General features: G+C 46.4%; 17 protein-coding genes. 16 read left to right on the top strand and 1 reads right to left on the bottom strand.

From position 1 onward, the window contains the following. The first annotated feature begins 2 nt into the window (after positions 1–2). The 9 genes from KIO97_RS08970 (at position 3) to KIO97_RS08930 (ending at position 9659) form a co-directional block, all read left to right on the top strand. On the top strand, positions 3–1127 hold the full coding sequence (locus tag KIO97_RS08970) for an enoyl-CoA hydratase/isomerase family protein (protein ID WP_103414065.1): 1125 nt from the start codon (positions 3–5) through the stop codon (positions 1125–1127). A gap of 11 nt (positions 1128–1138) precedes the next feature. Beyond that, positions 1139–2044: a 3-hydroxyisobutyrate dehydrogenase gene (gene mmsB / locus KIO97_RS08965; RefSeq protein WP_038889375.1), complete on the top strand. Its 906-nt coding sequence runs from the start codon at positions 1139–1141 to the stop codon at positions 2042–2044. Between the two features lie 211 nt (positions 2045–2255). Continuing rightward, positions 2256–3014: an SDR family oxidoreductase gene (locus KIO97_RS08960; RefSeq protein WP_285382067.1), complete on the top strand. Its 759-nt coding sequence runs from the start codon at positions 2256–2258 to the stop codon at positions 3012–3014. A 581-nt stretch (positions 3015–3595) separates the two neighbouring features. Next, positions 3596–4477, top strand: a complete 882-nt coding sequence (gene cyoA / locus KIO97_RS08955; protein ID WP_005431534.1) for a ubiquinol oxidase subunit II — start codon at positions 3596–3598, stop codon at positions 4475–4477. Positions 4478–4482: 5 nt separating this feature from the next. Next, complete coding sequence (gene cyoB / locus KIO97_RS08950; RefSeq protein WP_005532284.1) at positions 4483–6519, top strand: cytochrome o ubiquinol oxidase subunit I; 2037 nt, start codon at positions 4483–4485, stop codon at positions 6517–6519. Further along, positions 6509–7108: a cytochrome o ubiquinol oxidase subunit III gene (gene cyoC, locus KIO97_RS08945; RefSeq protein WP_005431496.1), complete on the top strand. Its 600-nt coding sequence runs from the start codon at positions 6509–6511 to the stop codon at positions 7106–7108. Before cyoB ends, cyoC begins: the two co-directional genes overlap by 11 nt. Further along, positions 7108–7419 (top strand): cytochrome o ubiquinol oxidase subunit IV, encoded by a 312-nt coding sequence (gene cyoD, locus KIO97_RS08940; protein ID WP_285382065.1) that lies wholly within the window; start codon positions 7108–7110, stop codon positions 7417–7419. The genes cyoC and cyoD overlap by 1 nt, the downstream gene beginning before the upstream one ends. An 8-nt stretch (positions 7420–7427) precedes the next feature. Further along, entirely contained in the window at positions 7428–8300 is an 873-nt protein-coding gene (gene cyoE / locus KIO97_RS08935) for a heme o synthase (RefSeq protein WP_285382063.1), read from the top strand. A gap of 264 nt (positions 8301–8564) precedes the next feature. After that, positions 8565–9659: an NADH:flavin oxidoreductase gene (locus KIO97_RS08930; RefSeq protein ID WP_285382061.1), complete on the top strand. Its 1095-nt coding sequence runs from the start codon at positions 8565–8567 to the stop codon at positions 9657–9659. Between the two features lie 76 nt (positions 9660–9735). Here the strand turns inward: KIO97_RS08930 and KIO97_RS08925 are convergent, their stop codons facing one another. Further along, the gene (locus tag KIO97_RS08925; RefSeq protein WP_038889370.1) at positions 9736–10632 is read right to left on the bottom strand and encodes a LysR family transcriptional regulator; all 897 of its coding nucleotides are present in this window, start codon (positions 10630–10632) and stop codon (positions 9736–9738) included. 155 nt (positions 10633–10787) lie between these two features. Between KIO97_RS08925 and KIO97_RS08920 the strand changes: the two genes are divergently transcribed. The 7 genes from KIO97_RS08920 to KIO97_RS08890 all read left to right on the top strand — a co-directional run bounded on the left by KIO97_RS08920 (position 10788) and on the right by KIO97_RS08890 (position 21302). Beyond that, on the top strand, positions 10788–11186 hold the full coding sequence (locus KIO97_RS08920; RefSeq protein WP_005431596.1) for a RidA family protein: 399 nt from the start codon (positions 10788–10790) through the stop codon (positions 11184–11186). 92 nt (positions 11187–11278) lie between these two features. Continuing rightward, entirely contained in the window at positions 11279–12739 is a 1461-nt protein-coding gene (locus KIO97_RS08915; protein ID WP_005532279.1) for an aldehyde dehydrogenase family protein, read from the top strand. 67 nt (positions 12740–12806) lie between these two features. Beyond that, positions 12807–13796 carry a membrane dipeptidase gene (locus KIO97_RS08910; protein ID WP_285382057.1) on the top strand — a complete coding sequence of 330 codons (990 nt, stop codon included), beginning with the start codon at positions 12807–12809 and terminating at the stop codon, positions 13794–13796. Positions 13797–13942: 146 nt separating this feature from the next. Beyond that, entirely contained in the window at positions 13943–15511 is a 1569-nt protein-coding gene (locus tag KIO97_RS08905; RefSeq protein WP_373417316.1) for a BCCT family transporter, read from the top strand. Between the two features lie 148 nt (positions 15512–15659). Continuing rightward, positions 15660–17393 (top strand): hypothetical protein, encoded by a 1734-nt coding sequence (locus tag KIO97_RS08900; protein ID WP_285382054.1) that lies wholly within the window; start codon positions 15660–15662, stop codon positions 17391–17393. Further along, on the top strand, positions 17393–18124 hold the full coding sequence (locus KIO97_RS08895; protein ID WP_045382522.1) for a DUF3726 domain-containing protein: 732 nt from the start codon (positions 17393–17395) through the stop codon (positions 18122–18124). Before KIO97_RS08900 ends, KIO97_RS08895 begins: the two co-directional genes overlap by 1 nt. 835 nt (positions 18125–18959) lie before the next feature. Then, on the top strand, positions 18960–21302 hold the full coding sequence (locus KIO97_RS08890) for a M4 family metallopeptidase (protein ID WP_045382516.1): 2343 nt from the start codon (positions 18960–18962) through the stop codon (positions 21300–21302). The last annotated feature ends 9 nt before the right edge of the window (positions 21303–21311 follow it).

Genomic DNA, 21311 nt, shown 5'->3' with positions numbered 1-21311 from the left:
GCATGACAGGGAAAGTAACCATTAGCGAAATAGATTGCTTAGACGGCGTGCACCGAATTGGTATCGCGACGTTAGACAACACAGCTTCTTTGAATGCGTTGACTTACGACATGTTGGCAGAGCTCAACGACCAACTTATCGAATGGCAAGATGACCCTGATTTGGTTTGTGTCATCCTCAATGGGGCGGGCGAAAAAGCGTTTTGTGCAGGGGGCGATGTACGAACCATGTACCATGTCATGCACGAGAAAAGCAAAGAAGAGACTGCCGAATTCTGCTCTAACTACTTCTCGCTCGAATACGAGTGTGACTACCTGATTCATACCTACCAAAAGCCAATCATTGGCTGGGGTGAGGGCATTGTGATGGGCGGAGGTATGGGCTTGTTTATGGGCACTAGCCACAGGGTTGTTACCCCTAAATCCCGTCTTGCGATGCCAGAGATCAATATCGGGCTTTATCCAGACGTGGGTGGCACTTGGTTCTTAAGCCAAATCGACCCAGAAGTAGGTTTGTTCTTAGGACTGACTGGCGCAATGGTGAATTCAAGTGACGCTGTCACTGTTGGTTTGGCAGAATGGTTGCTGTTGGAAGAGCAATATCCGGCATTGCTTGAAGAATTGAAGCAAGTAGCTTGGGGTTCTGCCGATGCCAAATCGCTCGTCAGTGCGTTACTTCAATTAATGGAAGACGAAGTTATTGACAGCAAACCAACCACGCAAATCTGCCCTTATCTCGACCAAATTAAAGAAGCGTGCAAAGGTTCAGATTTAAATCAGATTGCCCAACGCATTCAAGCAATAGAAGGCGGCACTCAATGGCTTGAGATCGCGCAAAAGTCATTTGCTTCGGGCAGCCCAATAACTGCGCATATCTGCTTTAGACAAGTCAAAGAGTACCACCGTTTGTCATTGGCGGATTGCTTCCGTCTAGAGCTAACCTTGTCAGTTCGCAGCGCATTACTCGGGGAATTTGAAGAGGGCGTGCGCTCTCGATTAGTTGATAAAGACGGCAATCCAAAATGGATGTTTAACAGCGTCAGTGAAGTCGATGAGAGCGTCATCGATACCTTGTTCACTTCTCTTTGGTCAGAAGAGGAACATCCACTTGCACAGCTAGGAAAATAAGGAGAAACAACATGAGTACCATTGCATTTATTGGCTTGGGCAACATGGGCAGCCCGATGGCACAAAACCTATTGGCGTCAGGGTTTCACGTGCAAGTGTTTGATGTGGATGTGAACGCCGCGAAGCAACTCGAACCGTTTGGCGCGGTGGTTGCTAGTACCTTAGAAGAAGCCGTGGATGGCGCAGGAACAGTCATCACCATGCTACCTGCAGGTGCACACGTGCGCGCGGTGTATTTGGGGGATTTACATGGTGGTGTCGGTCTGCTCAACATTGTACAGGACAATACCTTACTAATTGATTGCTCGACCATTGATCCAGATTCTGCTCGCTTGGTGGCGAACGAAGCACAGAACAAACGATTGTTGTTTGTTGATTCTCCTGTCTCAGGCGGCGTGGCAGGCGCAAAAGCGGCAACGCTGACCTTTATTGTTGGCGGTTCGGACGAAGCATTCTCCAAAGCCAATGCGATCTTGCGATACATGGGTAAAAACGTATTCCACGCAGGGAAAGCAGGCGATGGTCAGATGGCGAAGATCTGTAACAACCTGATGCTGGGCATTTTGATGTCGGGAACTTGCGAAGCGCTCAATCTTGGTATTGACCACGGACTTGATCCGAAAGTCTTATCCAACATCATGCTACAAAGCTCAGGTCGAAACTGGGCGTTAGAGCTTTATAACCCATGTCCCGGAGTGATGGACTCTGCACCAGCGAGCAATCAATACAACCCTGGTTTTATGAGTAAGCTGATGTTGAAAGATCTTGGCTTAGGTTTGGATGCGGCGCTACAAACTAACTCTTCTGTACCGATGGGCTCTTTGGCTCGTAACCTCTATGCATTCCATAATGCCAGCGGTCATGCGGAACTCGATTTCTCAAGCTTGTTTGAATTCTATAAGAACCAGAAGGGCTAAAAGAGAGGTTCCCTATCACGCTCGTTCCTCGCTGTAGGGAATGACGGTTTTGGCGAGGCTACGACTGCCATTCACTTTATCTGGACGAGCTCGATAGTTTCTAAGTAGTTAGTTTCTAAACAGATAGTTTGGAAGTAAATAGGTTCTAGGCAAACAGTTTTTTCTAGACAAGCTTTTGAACATGGAAGTCATCCAGTAATGGAGTACAGATATGGATTTAAAAAACAGTGTCATTGCAATCACAGGGGCGGGACAAGGGTTAGGGCAGATGATGGCGGTCAGCCTTGCTCAAGCAGGCGCAGATTTAGCCCTGCTTGATGTGAACGAAACTGGGCTTCTGAACACTCAAGAGCAATGCCGAATGCTCAGTGCCAAGGCGCTGATTTATCGACTCGATGTTACCAATGAATCTGAAGTGGAAGAAACCTTTGACGAGATTATCCAAGACTTTGGGCAGCTTAATGGTTTAGTCAACAACGCAGGTATATTACGAGACGGGTTGTTGGTCAAAGCTAAAGGTGGCGAGATCACCAAGATGTCGCTTGAGCAGTTCAACCTAGTAATGAACGTCAATGTGACCGGCACTTTCTTGTGCGGCCGAGAAGCGGCGGTCAAAATGATCGAGAGTGGCTCGAAAGGGGCCATCATTAACATCTCCAGTGTGGCGAGAGCAGGCAATATTGGACAAACCAATTACTCTGCATCGAAGGCTGCCGTTGCGACCATGGCAACAACATGGGCAAGAGAGCTTTCCAGATACGGTATCCGTGCTGCGGCCATTGCCCCCGGTGTTATCAAAACCGCTATGGCGGATCAAATGAAGCCAGAAGCCATAGACCGACTGCAAAAGATGATACCTGTCGGAAGGATGGGGGAGACAAGTGAGATTGCTCATGCCGTAAAATACATTCTCGAAAACGACTATTTCACAGGGCGAGTGCTCGAAGTGGATGGCGGGATAAGAATGTAAACAAAGAGCCGATTACGGCTCTTTCTTGTTTTCTGATGGGTCAGCTCTCAAGTTATCGACGTTTTTATCATTCAACACGTCAATATTTGACTCGTAATCTAACTAGCTTGTCAAATGCCATGTAAATAGTATGTGAATTCATAACTATGATGCTTGTCACGCTTTGTTTAATTCGCACTTTCTAATGTAGCGCTCGACGCATTTTCTAATGCGTGACTAAACATGTCACCTTTTCCCCTTTATTGATCCTTTCAGTAAAAGGCTTTAATCCTGAAGCACGTAAATATTGTGTGTCTTTTTTGTCGTCATTGCTTAATGCTTTGTTTCGTAAATGGAATGTTAGTTTCCATTTGTGTCTGGTGAGGTTTCTCCTTTCTCTCCCCATAATGCGGTCGAATGTAACAATGTATTTCAAAGTGTAACAATAAACTCACGTTGTGAGTGTGGTTTTAACCATCAAGCAACTTGATGTTCCTACTAAGAAGTCCATTGCTGCACAAGCTCAACACAAAAATATTCTAATGACCAAGACAACCAATTACAGGGCTTGCTCTGTTATTGGCTAACCATCGAGAAAGTTAATGGAAGCTTCAAGATATACACGCATCTTATCGAGGATAAGTTTGGTGGCGACCATCCTTATGCTCGCAGGGTGTAACTCTGCTCTACTTGACCCGAAAGGTAGTATTGGCGTTCAGGAGAAAGAGCTGATCATCACAGCCCTTCTACTGATGCTGATTGTCGTGATCCCTGTGATTCTTATGACAATCTACTTTGCTTACCGCTACCGTGAGTCAAATACAGGCGAGGAGTACGCGCCGGATTGGTCGCATTCGACCAAGATCGAAGTGGTGGTATGGACTATTCCAATCATCATCATCGCGATTCTAGCCGCCATCACTTGGCGCTCTACTCATGAGTTAGAGCCATCTAAGCCAATCGAAAGTGATGTTAAACCGATCACCATCGAAGTGGTGTCGCTCGACTGGAAATGGCTATTCATTTATCCAGAAGAGAACATTGCGACAGTTAACTACGTGGCATTCCCTAAAGATGTTCCTGTTCAGTTCAAACTGACGTCGGACAACATCATGAACGCGTTCTTCATCCCACGTTTGGGAACACAGATTTACGCAATGCCTGGCATGGTGACCAAGCTGAACCTGATTGCGAATCACACTGGTGATTACAAAGGTTTTGCTTCTAACTACAGCGGTGAAGGCTTCTCACAAATGAAGTTCACAGCATCGGCAATGGAAGATCGCACGGCATTCCTAAACTGGGTGCAACAAGTGAAAGCTAGCCCAGATCGTATTGAAGACTGGGAGCAATTCCGCTCGCTTGCATCACCAACAGTGGCAGAGCCTGTGAAGCTGTTCTCTAGCGTTCCACCATTTTTGTTCACCGACGTCGTGACCCAGCATCCGGGTTCAATGAACTGTTTGCCGGAAAATCTAGGATAATCGCAATGTTTGGAAGATTAACACTTGAATCAATCCCTTATCACGAGCCGATTATCGTCGTCACTCTAGCGGTGATCGCGATCGTTGGTTTGGCTGTCGTTGCGGCGATAACCAAAGCGGGTAAGTGGCAATACTTATGGAATGAATGGTTTACTTCAGTAGACCACAAAAAATTAGGCTTTATGTACATCGCTGTGGCAATGGTGATGTTGATTCGTGGCTTTGCTGATGCGGTCATGATGCGTAGTCAACAGCTGCTTTCTGCGGCAGGTGAGACCGGTTATCTACCACCACATCACTACGATCAAATCTTTACTGCCCACGGCGTAATCATGATTTTCTTCGTGGCGATGCCATTGGTGATTGGTTTGATGAACATCATCGTACCGCTGCAAATTGGTGCGCGTGACGTGGCATTCCCTTACTTAAACAACCTGAGTTTCTGGTTGTTTGTTGTGGGTGTGATCCTAACCAACATGTCACTTGGCTTAGGTGAGTTTGGTCGTACTGGTTGGTTGGCGTATCCGCCACTGTCTGGTATCGAAGCAAGCCCAGGAGTCGGGGTAGACTATTGGATATGGGCACTGCAAATATCTGGTGTGGGTACCACGCTGACGGGCGTGAACTTCTTCGCAACCATCTTGCGCATGCGTACACCGTCTATGCCAATGATGAAGATGCCAGTGTTCACGTGGGCATCCCTGTGTGCCAACATCCTAATCATTATTTCATTCCCAATCCTTACGGTAACCATCGCGCTACTGACATTGGATCGCTACATCGGTACACACTTCTTCACCAATGATCTTGGTGGCAACGTAATGATGTACGTGAACTTGATTTGGGCATGGGGTCACCCAGAAGTATACATCTTGATCTTGCCTATCTTTGGTGTGTTCTCTGAAGTAACCGCAACGTTCTCACGTAAGAAACTGTTTGGTTATACCTCTCTAGTATGGGCGACCATCGTTATTACGATTTTGGCGTTCGTCGTTTGGCTGCATCACTTCTTCACCATGGGCTCAGGTGCGAATGTGAATGCGTTCTTCGGCATCGCCACCATGATTATCTCTATCCCTACCGGGGTGAAGATCTTCAACTGGCTATTCACCATGTACAAAGGTCGAATCCGCTTTACCACTCCGATGATGTGGACGGTTGGCTTCCTAATTACCTTCTCTGTAGGTGGTATGACGGGCGTACTAATGGCAGTGCCAGGCGCGGACTTTGTTCTGCACAACTCAGTGTTCCTGATTGCGCACTTCCATAACGTAATCATCGGTGGTGTGGTATTCGGTTGTTTCGCTGCAATCACATACTGGTTCCCGAAAGCAACTGGCTTCACCATGAACGAAACATGGGGCAAACGTGCATTCATTTGCTGGATTGTCGGTTTCCTAATGGCGTTCCTACCACTGTACGCGCTGGGCTTTATGGGTATGACGCGTCGTCTAAGCCAAGATCTGAACCCAGAGTACTTCCCACTGTTGGCAGTGGCCGCAGCGGGTACGGCAGTGATTGCGCTTGGCGTGGCTTGTCAGTTCATTCAAATCTACGTGAGTGTTCGTGACCGTGAGCAAAACCGTGACCTAACGGGTGACCCGTGGGGCGGTCGTACTTTCGAGTGGGCGACGTCTTCACCACCGCCGTTCTACAACTTCGCGCACCTACCAAAAGGCGACGTTCTAGATGGGTTCTGGTACCAAAAACAGAGTGGCGAATTCGATCCAACCAAAGAAGTGGAATACGAGCGTATCCATATGCCGAAGAACACACCAACAGGTATCTACGTATCTGCATGGGCATTGGTGTTTGGCTTCGCGATGATTTGGTACATCTGGTGGCTAGCAGCAGCAAGCTTTGTTGGCATCATCGTGACTTGTATTCAACACAGCTACAACGACGATGTGGATTACTACGTTGAAGTTGAAGAAATCAAAGCGATTGAAGCGGAGCGTCGAGCTCAACTTGAAGAAGCGAAGAAAAACGAAGTGAAAGACAACGAGAAAAAAGACGATCTGGAGGTGACGTATGCAAGCTAATGTAGCCGCTCACGACCACGATCATCACCATGACTCGGCCGGCAACAAGTTGTTTGGTTTCTGGGTTTACCTAATGAGTGACTGTGTATTGTTTGCGACCTTGTTTGCAACCTACGCAGTACTTGAAAGTGGCTCTATCGCGGGCCCAACAGGTAAAGATATCTTTGAACTGCCGTTCGTATTTGTAGAAACCATGTTGCTACTGTTTAGTAGTATCACGTTTGGTTTCGGCATGATTGCGATGAAGCGCAAAGATGTCGCAGGCCTAAAACGTTGGTTAAAAGTAACCTTCTTGCTTGGTCTTGGCTTCATCTGTATGGAAGTGTATGAGTTCCATCACCTAATTGAAGAAGGTTACGGACCGCAAGAAAGTGCGTTCCTGTCTGCGTTCTTTACTTTGGTGGGCACACACGGTTTGCACGTGACCTTTGGTTTGATCTGGCTGGCGGTGGGTTACCACCAGCTATCAACTAAGGGCCTAAACGACAACATGTCGATGCGATTCCAGTGTCTAAGCTTGTTCTGGCACTTCCTAGACATCGTTTGGATTTGCGTATTCACCATCGTTTACTTACTGGGGGTTATGTAATGGAAAACCATCTAGATACCGGTGCTTCTGATTACGTAAAAGGCTTCATCGCGTCGCTGATCCTGACGGTGATTCCTTTCTACTGTGTGTGGGCGCAAGTGCTGCCAGATACTGCGACTTATGCAGTGTTGTTTGGTTGTGCGATTGTGCAGATCTTCGTGCACTTTAAGTACTTCCTGCATATGGAAGTGAAAACACCAGAAGGCCAATGGAACTTCGTTTCACTGATGTTTACCGCAATTGTTGTGTTGATTCTTATCGCAGGTTCGATTTGGATCATCTACAACATGAACGTCAACATGAAGTTGTAGGCTAGGGTATGCTGAAAAGATATTTGTCTATTACCAAACCGGGCATCATTTTCGGCAACCTGATTTCTGTTGCGGCGGGGTTCTTCCTCGCCGCAAAATCAGAACCAGCGAGCTTTCTGTTGTTATTGACAACGTTAGTTGGCGTGGGGCTTGTAATTGCATCAGGATGCGTGGTGAATAACATCTTTGACCGCGATATCGATCAAAAGATGAAGCGCACGCAAAACCGCGAATTAGTGATGGGTAACATCAATACCGATGCGGCTTTTGTTTATGCTTTAGTATTGTTGCTTAACGGCACGGCGCTGCTATTCCAAGTGGTGAATCCGCTTTCGGCCGTGGTTGTACTCTTGGGTTACGTGTTTTATGTCTTCTTTTACACCATGTGGTACAAGCGAAATTCGGTCTACGGCACCTTAGTTGGCAGTATTTCCGGCGCAGTTCCTCCTTTGGTGGGTTACCTAGCCGTGACCAACTACATTAGCTTGGAAGCCATCTTGCTGTTCGTCATGTTTTGTCTGTGGCAAATGCCGCACTCTTACGCGATTGCTATGTTCCGCATGCAAGATTACCGTGATGCAGGTATTCCAGTGCTTCCTGTTAAAGAGGGGATTGCCAAAGCGCATCAGCATATGAAAGCGTACGTAGTTGCTTTTAGTGTGGTTGCTATCGGGCTGTTTATGCTAGGTGAAGCCGGTTACGAGTACTTAGCCGTTTCGGCGGCGGTGTGTTTTATGTGGACACGTGTGACGTTCCAAAAAGTGGATTACAACAACTACATTCAATGGTCCAAATCGGTGTTTAAGATGTCGTTATTGGTTGTCATGGGCATCAGCGGCGTACTTGGGCTGGAGTTGATTCCACTGCCGTTTATTCATTAAAGGAAAGTAAGTCTGAGTTAACGATTGATGCCATCAGTAGTGGTGATGAGAACAAAACCAATGAATGCGGAATCGGTGATCTATCTCACCAAACCTTAATCCAGATTAAAGTTTTGCCGCAGTTTCGGCGGTAAGGTTCGTGTCGCTCATTGCACTGAACAGAAATTCAGAGAAGGAACAGCCATGCTTTGTGTATCGCTGTTCCTTTTTCGTTCCTGCTTGGTAGTGATGTATCTAAAAAGACAGATTTTAAGAGGACTGGACTTGAGCATTTTGTTTTCAGAAGCCCGCATTGGCAACATGACACTAAAGAACCGCTTTGTACGTAGTGCAACGTGGGAAAATATGGCAACAGAAGACGGTCACATGACCGAGAAGCTGTACGACATTTATGAAGAACTTGCCAAAGGTGAAGTGGGCCTGATCGTTACTGGCTACGCAAACATCGTAGAAGAAGAAAAGCCGAACGCAGGCATGATGGGGATCTACAACGACTCTTTCATCGATGAATACAAAAAGCTGACTGACCTTGTCCATGAGCATGACGCTAAGATCGTCATGCAGATCGCTTACGGCGGTACAAAAACGACATTTGACGTGGGTGAACGTGTGATTTTTGCTCCAAGTGAAGTGCCAGAGCGCGGCACCAAAACGGAAGGCAAAGCGATGACTCAAGACGAGATTGACTACATCGTTAAAGCATTTGCGCTAGCGAGCAAGCGTGCACAAGATTCTGGCTTTGATGGTGTAGAAATCCACGCGGCGCACACGTACTTGATCAACCAGTTCTTGAGCCCATATTACAACCGTCGCGAAGACCAGTACGGCGGCAACCTAGAGAACCGCATGCGTTTCCTTATGGAGATCTATGCCGAAACACGCAAGCTAGTTGGTGATGATTTCCCGATTCTGGTTAAGCTGACAGCAACGGAATTCTTCGATGGCGGTTTGACGTTCGATGAAACGCGCATTGTGTGTAAGAAGCTAGAAGAAGTGGGCGTGGATGCGATCATTGTATCGGGTAACATTCACGGCAACGCAAGCACCATGGTAGGTGAATCGTTCGATGGTTACACGCTACAAGAAGAAGGTTACTTCCACGAGTACGGCCAAGTGATCAGCCAAGATGTGAACGTACCTGTGATTACCGTAGGTGGCTTAAACGACTTCTGTGCGATTGAAGACTTGGCTGAAAACACCAAGATTCAATTCTTCGCGCTTTCTCGTCCGTTATTGGCAGAGCCACAATTGATCAAGCGCTGGAAAGACGGTAACCGCGCCGAAGTGGACTGCGAACGTTGCTCTAAGTGTCGCACCAAGCGTGGTAACTTCTGCGTGGTTTACAAGCGCAGAAAGTAGTGCGTTCTGGCTCATGAAATTTCAAAAAGCCCCTGATGCTTAACGTGTCAGAGGCTTTTTTAGTTGTGAGTTATGCCTATGCAGTTTCGACTTCTTCTTGGTAGTTCAAGTAGTGAATACACAAATCATGAAACGCTTTTGCCTGGGGTGAGATGGTTCTGTCCGTCAGAGTAAAGATGCCAACCTGTCTTTCCAAAGGTGGGTCGATCAGCGGAATCCAAACTAAGCGGGTTTCATTAGTGGGGAACGCTAATTTCGGCAAGGTAGTGACACCAATACCGAGCTCCAGAACGGAGAACAAAGATGTGATGTTCTCAACGGAATATAAAGCCTGTTCACTGAGCGCGCGTGCAGGAGTGGGATCGAGTAGGGTACACGTGCCGTTTCGAATAAAGGGCTGTTCTAATAAGGTCTGCCATTCAATACCCTCGGGGTGTTGGGCAATAGGGTTGTCCTTCAAACACACCACGCCAATTGGATCGGAGATCAATGGAGTAAATTCAATACCGCCTTCATCTAAATGTGATGGGTTTCCTAACGCTAAATCGACCTCGCCTGATAAAAGACGGGCTTCGACCCCTGCTGCGTTATCATCAATTAGGCTGACCTCGACGTTAGGGTATTGTTCACAAAATGCGCCCAAAACACTTGGAATGAGCTTAGCAGCAACAGAAGGGACACTGGCAATTCGCACTCGACCTTGCTGTCCAGCAGCGGCTGCTTTTAAGTCGTTGTTCAGTGCGTGATAGATATTAAGAAACTGGATGATCTTGGGTAAGCAGATTTCACCAAAGGGCGTGAGTTTAGATTTATTGCCCGTTTCAAACAGCGTTTGACCGAGGTTTTTTTCCAGTTCTTTGATCGAAGTTGACAGCGCAGCTTGAGAGCGGTTTGCTCTATGTGAAGCTGCTCTAAAACCGCCTTCCTCGACCACCATCACAAAATGCTTTAATTGTTGAAGTTTGATACTCATCGCGAAACCCCTGCAACCCCTTTATTTATTGGAACCTTTATAAGGTGATAGATTTTTCTTATCAAATGTAAAAAATTTACCGTTCGATTTATCGCCTGTCAATGTGCAGTATTTAACTATCTTGAAACAAGGTTGTTACAAAGGTTGAAAGGCACGTGAATACTTCTACGAAAAAATACCCAGTCAAAACGGCACTATTTGCTTCTAAAGCACCACTAGAGTGGGCCATCGTCAACAATGGCACGTTATACACGGCGCAAATCCCAATCGATGATACGGGCGCGGTCGTGGAAGGTGGCATCGAAGCGCAAACACGCCAAACCTTTAATAATCTCATTCACACCCTTGAGTGCGCGGGCGAGTCGCTTGATTCAGTTCTACAAGTGCTGATCTACGTGACGGATCGCGAGTATCTAAAAACGGTAAATCAAGTGTATGCGGAATACTTTGAAGCGCCTTATCCAAACCGCGCAGCCATGGTTGTTGCAGGTCTTGCCCGTGAAGAAATGCTGGTCGAGTTTGTGGTTTACGCCTCAGCGAACCAGCCAGAGTAAAGAACAAACACACACAGCCAGTTTGGCTTATTAAGTGAGATGAATGAGCTGGTGGAAGACCACTAGACGTCAGGAAGAACAAGGACAGAGCAATGACTTTTATCAATAATGTTCAAGCAGAAAAATCCCTCTACATTGCCGGTGAATGGCAGTCTGGCATCAATACGATTGCAAACATCAACCCTTCAGACATCAGTGAAAATTTAGGCGACTTTGCTCAGGCGAGCGAAGCGCAAGTCGAACAAGCGATTCAGGCCGCGAAAATTGCGCAGCCAGAATGGGAAAAAACACCGATTGAGCGTAAACAAGCAGTATTACAAGCGATTGGTGATGAGCTGATTGCTCGTTGTGACGAGCTTGGTACATTGCTTTCACGCGAAGAAGGCAAACCATTTGCAGAAGGTCGAGGTGAAATCTACCGCGCTGGACAATTCTTCCAATACTTTGCGGCTGAAGTGCTGCGTCAAATTGGCGATAACGCTGCTTCTGTCCGTCCAGGGGTTTCCGTTGAGGTTACTCGTGAAGCTGTTGGCGTTATCGCCATCATTTCTCCTTGGAATTTCCCAACTGCGACTGCCGCTTGGAAAATCGCGCCAGCCCTTGCGTTTGGTAACAGTGTGGTTTGGAAGCCAGCGAATTTAACACCTGCAAGTGCCGTTGCACTGACTGAGATTATCCATCGACAAGGCTTACCAGCAGGTACATTTAACCTAGTGTTGGGCAGTGGCTCACAAGTGGGCAACACCCTAATTAATTCGAAAGACGTAAACGGTGTGAGCTTTACTGGATCTGTTGATACGGGTCGTAAAGTCGCAGCAGCGACAGCGCCAAACTTCGTTCGCTGTCAGTTAGAAATGGGCAGTAAGAACGCACTCGTGGTTGCTGATGATGCTGATATTCAAATTGCTGTTGAAGCGACGATTGCAGGTTCTTTCTCTGGCGCAGGTCAGAAGTGTACGGCTTCATCTCGTTTAGTGGTGATGGATGGTATTCACGATGCGTACGTTGAAGCACTGATCAAACGAATGAGCGAGCTTAAAGTTGGCCACGCATTAGAAGAAGGCATCTTCATGGGACCAGTGGTGGATGGCAACCAGTTGGAAGCGAACTTCGATTGGATCGAGAAGGCACGTCAAAGTGGTGCAGAGTTGGCATTCGGTGGCGAGCGATTAAACCTGAAACATGAAGGCTTCTACATGTCGCCAACTCTGTTCCTTAACACGCAAAACAGCTGGGAAGTGAACCAAGAAGAAGTGTTCGCACCGATGGCAAGTGTGATTCGAGTTTCTGATTTGGATGAAGCCATTGCCGTGGCGAACGATACTCGCTTTGGTTTGACGGGCGGCATCATCACACAAAGCCTTCGTAACAGCGCCATCTTCAAACAGCAGGTACAAACAGGTTGTGTGATGGTCAACCTACCAACCGCAGGAACGGATTACCACGTACCGTTTGGCGGTCGTAAAGAGTCGAGCTTTGGTCCACGCGAGCAAGGTCAGTATGCGAAAGAGTTCTACACCGTGGTGAAAACCGCTTATCAACGTCCTTACTAAGTGAAATAGGGCAGCCGAGGATTCCGCTGCCCAACCTTAAAGGCTCATTAACGTTTAAGGAGTGGTTATGTACCAACAACGGATTGTGATTGATGGATTGCAGTACTGCAATTGGGATAGAGAGTACTTTCAGACACTAAAAGCCAGCGGCATCACCGCTGTGCATGCAACGATCGTTTATCACGAAAATGCACGAGAAACGTTAACTCGCTTTGCTGAATGGAATCTTCGCTTCGAGCAAAACGCAGATCTCATCATGCCAATTCATTCCATGGCCGATGTCGAGAAAGCGAAGACAGAAGGAAAAGTAGGGGTCTTCTTTGGTGCGCAAAACTGTTCTCCAATTGATGATGAAATTGGCCTGATTGAAGTCATGCGTCGCCAAGGTTTGTTGATCATGCAGCTGACGTACAACAACCAAAGCTTGTTAGCGACAGGATGCTATGAGCAGAACGACTCTGGTGTCACGCGCTTTGGTAAACAGGCCATCGAAGAGATGAACCGTGTCGGGATGATCATCGACATGTCACACAGTGCAGAGCGCTCGACATTGGAAGCGATTGATCTTTCTTCCCGCCCTATTTGTATTAGCCACGCAAACCCAACGTTTGCCCATGAAGCTCTGCGTAATAAATCTAACAACGTTATCAAAGCACTGACGGAACGCGGTGGTTTGATTGGCTTTAGTTTGTACCCGTTCCACCTGCCAAATGGCAGCCAATGCACGCTTGATGATTTTTGCCAAATGGTCGCCAAGACGGCTGATTTGTTTGGTGTGGATCATCTGGGTATTGGCAGTGATCTTTGCTTGAACCAGCCACAGCAAGTCCTTGAATGGATGCGTAATGGCCGTTGGTCGAAAGCGATGGATTATGGTGAAGGTTCGGCGAGTAATTCTGGTTGGCCCGATGCACTGCCTTGGTTTAGCGGTAGCAAGGGTATGGAAAATATTTACAACGGCTTAATGCGTCACGGGTTCAGCGAATCTGAGGCAGGAAAAATACTGGGTGAGAACTGGTTTAACTTTTTGAAAGAAGGGCTGGAGGCCAAGTTATAAGTTGTAACCCGAACAAGGAATAGCCCGCCACCAATACAATAATAAGGCGGGCGTTAAAGTCACTTTTTGTAGCCGTTAAGGCAGCTGCAACAAACCTCTGGAGTCAGAGCATGTCTGATCTAACCAATAGCATGAAAGCTTCTACGATGAGCGTGTCATCAAAGAAGCCACAAGCAAAACACAACGACATTTCAGCAACAGAAAACTCACCGGATAAGCTGGGGCTCAGTAACCCAGCACTTTGGTACAGTGGCGGCTTTATCGCACTTTTCGTGGCCATTGCGCTTTATGATGGCGAACTGTTATCTACATTGGTAAACACAGGATTTGCATGGTCGGTGAAAGTCTTCGGCCCATATTGGCAACTACTGCTTCTTCTCACTTTTCTTATTGGTCTTGGCTTGGCTGCAGGGCGAACAGGTAAGGTGATTTTAGGTGGCACAACCAAGCCTGAAATGGACGGTTTTCGCTGGATGGCGATCATCTTCTGTACCTTACTCGCTGGTGGTGGCGTGTTCTGGGCGGCAGCAGAACCAATCGCACATTATGTCAGCCCGCCACCTTTGTATGGTGCGCAAGATAACCCACAGCAGGGCGCAGTGAATGCACTATCGCAGTCTTTCATGCACTGGGGTTTCCTTGCTTGGGCCATCGTTGGTAGCTTAACGTCTATCGTGGTAATGCATCTACATTACGACAAAGGTTTGCCACTCAAACCACGAATTCTGCTCTACCCAGTATTAGGTGAGCGTGCACTGAAGGGCCAAATCGGCGCCTTGATTGATGCGTGCTGCATCATCGCGGTAGCGGCAGGCACTATTGGTCCAATCGGCTTTTTGGGTCTACAGGTTAGCTACGCGTTAAACGCTTTGTTTGATATTCCTGATGGGTTCACGACACAGCTGATCATTATTCTCTTTGCCATCGTACTTTACACTGTCTCTGCGCTAAGTGGCCTGAACCGTGGCATGCAAATGTTGAGTCGTTACAACGTCATCTTGGCGATTGCTCTAATGGCTTACATCCTGCTATTCGGTCCAACAGACTTTATTTTCAATGGTTACATTCAAGGCGTGGGCACCATGTTGGATAACTTCATCCCGATGGCGACTTACCGCGGTGATGAAGGTTGGTTGAGCTGGTGGACCGTATTCTTCTGGGGTTGGTTCCTAGGCTATGGGCCAATGATGGCCATCTTTATTGCTCGTATTTCACGTGGCCGTAGCATTCGCCAAATCATTACAACCATCAGTATTGTTGCACCATTGACGACCTGTTTCTGGTTCACGATTGTGGGTGGTTCAGGTCTGGCGTTTGAAATCGCGAACCCTGGTAGCGTGAGTTCGGCGTTTGAAGGCTTTAACTTGCCGGGAGCGCTTCTGGCCGTAACGCAACAACTGCCAATGCCGATGTTAGTTTCTATTTTGTTCCTAGTGTTAACGACCATTTTCATTGTGACCACAGGGGACTCGATGACTTACACCATCAGTGTCGTGGTCAGTGGTGAAACAGAGCCAAATGCCATCATTCGTACGTTCTGGGGTGTGGCGATGGGTGTCGTCGCGCTGATTCTGATTTCGCTTGGCTCGGGCGGTATTTCTGCTTTGCAATCCTTCATTGTGATCACGGCAGTGCCAGTCTCGTTAATCTTGCTGCCGTCACTATGGAATGCACCGCAGATCGCCATCAAGATGGCAAAAGAACAGGGGTTATAAGTCGCTCGAAAGCGATAACCAATGATTTAGAAACCGTACTTTAAAAACAATGCTTTAAAAAACAATAACGTGGAGCTTGTGCGGGTTATAACCCTCCTACACCCGCACAAGTCTATATTCTTACAATAAAAAATAGGTGGTGAGCAAAATGGATGCACATCGTTCTACTTACACTGAAACAACGCTTCGCGACGCTGCTACTGTGATGGCGCCAGATAGGCTAGGGGCTATGCACCAAAACCGAATCAGCTTTGTGAGAAGTTTGATTCGAAAGATGGCAAGCCAAGAATGGCAAGTCAGTAAACATGAATGGCAATTGTGCCCACGTGGTTTTGGTCATGTAATTTATAAGCTTGAGACGCCAGAGCATGTATATCACTTGGTTGTATTTTGCGATGAGATTGCCGATGAAGAACGCAATGATCGCGTTATCGCCGAGAAATGGGACGTCACCTTTGCACTCGTGAAAGGGGATGTCCATGTCGAGCTCTTAGAACAGCTAAGAGCCAATGTGCCGTTGCAAGAAGCAGGGCGTAACCCTAACAACGTACTTGTTCTTGCTCGTGCGAACAAAAGTGTCCGCGTGTTTGAACATCTCGTTGCTGCATTGGCAAAAGGTGAGCAACCAGATCCTACTGAACTTGCAGAGGTTGGCTACATACTGAGAACGACAGCCGTATACGGAAACGGCAAGTTTGGTATAGCCGATTTTAAGCTGTTAGAGAACAATCCTGATTTCAATCAATCCTTCAGTGCGCAAATGTGTGCGGTGTACATGCTTAGAGAGTTCAGCCTTGATTGGGTGCACTATCTAGCTCAGCAACAAGGTGGAGACAAAGCCATTGCTTTACACAAAGGGCTACAACGTTACCTTGGTGTGGGGAATGCAACAGGATTAGGTATGGCGCCTTATCTTATCAACCACCCTTGCATTGTTGATCAATGGATGACGTCACGTGAGCGTGCTATTGCTCAAGTATTGTCGATGCCTTGTGAGATCCAGCAAGAAGCGCCACTGACAGCGTTGTTGGCAAAAGCGCAGCGTCATTTAGAGCAGGTGATCACCATTAATGAACATCAAGACCAACTGAACCATAACGCGATAGAAGACCTTCAGGCGCTGCAAATTAACTTGAATGCCTTGATGGCGAAACACGTGAACTGGGCAAGCTTGCTCAAACAAACCACAACAATGAGTTTGGAAGCCCAAGAAATCCTAACTTCATGTTTGATCGAGCTTTACCCGTCTTTGGTTGATGAATTTGAAAACCAAATGAACACCGATGAATCTTTGTCTATTTCAGGTGGAAAAAGCGTTCAAGATGTTTTGCAAATACTAGAGAACAAATACCGTTGGTCGATTGATGCGGACTATTCGTTACCAGAGAACAACTATTGGTTCTGGTATCGCTCCCAAGATAAAGAGGAGCCGAGGTTAGGTGTTCGTGGAGAGGAGATTGGCGAAGAACGTGAGCTGCCGCTGGATATCGGGCGACAAGTAAACCGCCTTTCCCATGCTCTACAAACGTGTCAGCCGGACACATCGTTAGCAGAGTTCTTGTTGCAACACCCGCAGTATCGTGCAATCACTCGTCGTGTGTGGACGCTTGGTAATAGAGAGATGGGTGATATCCAAATGAACGTACTTCGTAAGGATGCCCTGCCAATGCACTTGCTGCGCTGTAAGCTAGCGATGTTTGGCGCTACCAAGTTCGACCCGAGGTCTGATCGCTGGGTGCGCGTGACCTTCTTCCAAGGAGCCCCACTTTTGGATGAAATCAACAATCCTGAGTATACCGATAGTTGGATTTTCCCAACTATGCCTGAGCGTGAAGACATCGCGCGAAGCGACAATCAAAAAATTGATGGGGGTTTTGCATAATGATCGTTTCTCACAATGAGCTAGTGGCTGCGGTAAACAAAGCCTTTCTTGGGATGCGTCGTCACTGTGGTGAAGCGGATGTGATTGCTAACATGGTTGCGGACCTTCAAATGGTTGGTTTACATGGTGTACGTCACTTCAACAACGCCAGTCTGTTCCTTAATCTTGATTCGGACTGCGCAGTCACCATCGCAGGCAACACAGACTCGTCCATTGAAGTGGATTTGCACAATGGTAGTGTTGCATGTCATTTACCAGCGGTGCTGGACTTTGCGTTAGAAAAGATGGTGAAGAGTAAGTCTGTCACCGTTACGCTAAAACAATGCCATAACCGTTGGTTAGCATTTAGTGAGTTAGCTCGATTGTCTGCCAAGGGGATAGCCTGTCGTGCGCAATGGGTGAATGGTACCAGTCCGAAACGCACGTTATATGTGTTAAATCGAGGTCACATTGCACCAGAAGTCTTCTTTTCTGATGTGGTAGAAGGGCACGATACGGATTATCACGACATGATCATAGAACTCTCCACCAACGATTTTAACCTTGATGCGAGTTCGCAAGGCTACACTATTCATATCGAAGGTGAAGAGCTAAGCCGTGCACAAAAGGCATCATGGGCAGAGGGTATATTTGTGGAGGATGCTGAGTGGGAAACCTTAAAACAGACAGCTACCGTGTTCCTTGTCGAAAATAGTGAGCGTTCTATTCAAGGTGCTGGTGAATTAGCTTGATACCGATCCTTTGACCAAATTACTAAGAGGCTGCCTTTGGGTAGCCTTTTTTATTACCTAAACTTTGAGTCTATTTAAAAATGGAATAAAACTATTAATAACATCAAATATGATTGGTTTTGGTCTATTATAACTTTACTGATTTGTTTTATTTTATACCTCTTAATAAATGAGTTCTTTGACTTTATTTATATCCTGATTTTTACGTGATCCTTTTCTTGTTTAAAACAGAAAATTTAATATGTGAAATGTCATTTATTTATTCAAATTATTTGATTTTAAATGCTTATCCTTCTCGATAATCTCATAAATAACCTTGTATTATGTGGGTTTTATGACAGTTTATATCAAGTCGTGGTATGGATTTTCTAGTTAAGTTTAAAGGGCGCTTGCAACGAAAACGATTGCGGTAAGTGGTCGAGTTTTAATCGGGATGGCATTCATTCTGAACTTTTATCTAATACTTGGTTTTTGATATTTTGTATTTGAAAATACAAAGTTTAATATGCTAAATTTCATGACTTAGATAATAATGATATTAAAATCGGTCTCTCTATTTCTTCTGGGTGCAATAAATTTTTTGTTCACAATGAAATTTAAGAAAACAATATTTTTAAATAAAAATATCTAATGATAAAAATGTATTTCTTGGATTTTATAAATGAGATCTTCTTCCATGAAAAATTTAGTTGTAACAATTTTGTAACTTTTAGATTTGCCAGTTTCATTGATTTATAGAATTGATGTATCACAACTATTTTATTGGTTTTAAATATCGACTTTGATGTGTTTTTTTCTGATAGATTCGACTCGAATACATCAAGGAGATAGATAAATGATAATCAAGAAACGTCTGATAGCAGTCGCTGTTGCAGGTGTAATGACCATGTCAGTACATGCAGGTGAATCAGTCACACTTACCAAGCCAGTTAACTTCACCAACTTCTCTGGCCTTAACTCTCAACTGGGTGTTAACAATGCTTCTAGCTTTAAACAGGTGAAAAGTATCCACCTTAAAAAACGTGGCATTTATAAAGTTAAGATTCAGCAAAACGTTTGGGGTGTTCCTGTTTGGGGCCATTCTCTGAATGCGACGCAAAGCTTTAAGGGTGGTGCATTAAAAACGGTACAAGGAAGCTACCTCCGTGTGAATGACTTGGATCGTAGCTTTGTTAAGCCGAAGTTGAACCGTGCAGATGCATTAAAAGTCGCGTCTAAAAACCTTCAGGATAAAGGCTTCGCAGTTAAGTTCCTGCGAAACGTTGAAGATGAGTTATTCATCTATCAAGACGGCAAGAAGACTCGTTTAGTCTACGTGGTTTCTTATCTGTTAGCGAACAGCCTTCAACCATCTCGTCCGTTTACTATGCTAGATGCTCACAGTGGCGAAATCATCGATCGTTGGGAAGGGATTGCACACGCACAAATCGGTACAGGCCCTGGTGGTAATGAAAAAACGGGTATGTACGAGTACGGTACGGATTACCACTTCCTGGACGTGCAAGAGGATGGCACTAACTGTGTGATGGAGTCGGAGAACGTTGTCACGGTTAACCTAAATGGTGGTACTGAAGGTTCTACTCCATACAGCTACGAATGTCCGCGCAATGAATTCCAAGAAATCAACGGCGCTTACTCGCCACTGAACGACGCCCATTATTTTGGCAACATCGTATTCGACATGTATAAAAACTGGTTCGATACGGCACCGCTTACCTTTAAGCTGATGATGCGCGTTCACTACGGCACTGGGTACGAAAACGCGTTCTGGGATGGTCAGGCAATGACATTCGGTGATGGTGAGAGTTACTTCTACCCACTGGTTAGCCTTGATGTGTCAGCGCACGAAGTGAGCCATGGCTTTACCGAGCAAAACTCAGGCCTGGTTTACGCTAATCAGTCTGGTGGTATGAACGAGGCCTTCTCGGATATCGCAGGTGAAGCGGCAGAATACTACATGAAGGGCGAAAATGACTGGATGGTCGGTAAAGACATCTTTAAAGAAGATGGCGCCCTGCGTTACATGGATGACCCTTCGCGTGATGGTTCTTCTATCAACCATGCTCAAGATTATTACGATGGATTGAATGTGCACTACAGCTCGGGCGTATTCAACAAAGCTTTCTACCATCTTGCGACAACGGATGGCTGGGATACCAAGAAAGCGTTTGAACTGTTCGTACTTGCTAACCAGATCTACTGGTCACAAAACAGTGATTTCTGGGAGGGAGCATGTGGTGTTAAAAGTGCCGCAACTGACCTAGGTTACGACGCATCTGCGGTTGTTGATGCCTTTGGCATTGTGGGTGTAGAGCCTTGTGCGGAGCCACCATTGCCACCAGAGCCAGAATACCAACGCTTAGAGAATGGCAGCTCGGTAACCGTGAATGGTGACACAGGCTCGAAGACTTACTTTGATATCGAAGTACCAGAAGGCAAGCAACAGTTGACGATTAACCTGCTAGCGCCAAATGGTGATCCGGATATCTACGTTGGTTTTGATTACGCGCCAAGCTCGACGGAGAACATTTGTTCTAGCGCTTCAGTATCAGACGAAGTGTGTGTCATTGAAAACCCAGAGCAAGGCCGCTACACCATCAACGTTTACGGTTACGCTGCATACGATAACGCAGAGCTATCGGCGACTTACGATGATAGCAGTGCAAACGTGCCACCAGTAGCGTCGTTTGACCAATCAGTATCGGGTAAAACGGTTCAACTTCGTAGTACAAGTAGTGATAGTGACGGCAACATTGTCTCTTACCAATGGAGCCTAGGTGATGGTAATTCGCAAACTGGTGAAACGGTATCACACACCTACGCTGCGGCAGGTGACTACGCGGTAACGTTAACCGTGACGGATGATGCAGGTAGTGCAACTTCGACGACACAAACAGTGACGATCGAAGAAGGCCAAACGGATGCGTTCCCGCTGAAACTGAACTTTGGTAACAAGTTCCCGAATGGTAAAGCTCGTGTCAAACTTTCTTGGAAATACAGCACTGACGATTACTTCATCGTGAAGCGTGATGGTAAAAACGTAGGTGCAACGGACTTCCAGTCTTACGTTGACCAGTTTGAGCACAACGGCACGATCGATGTGGAATACCAAGTGTGTACTTCTGGAAATGTGTGTTCTGAAACGAAGCGTTACCGATTCCTAAAACCAAATAAATAATAACGCAAT

Source organism: Vibrio sp. B181a, assembly GCF_030248375.1.
In the GTDB taxonomy this organism is placed as follows: Bacteria; Pseudomonadota; Gammaproteobacteria; order Enterobacterales; family Vibrionaceae; genus Vibrio; species Vibrio campbellii.
This window is presented reverse-complemented; position numbering and strand designations above follow the sequence as displayed.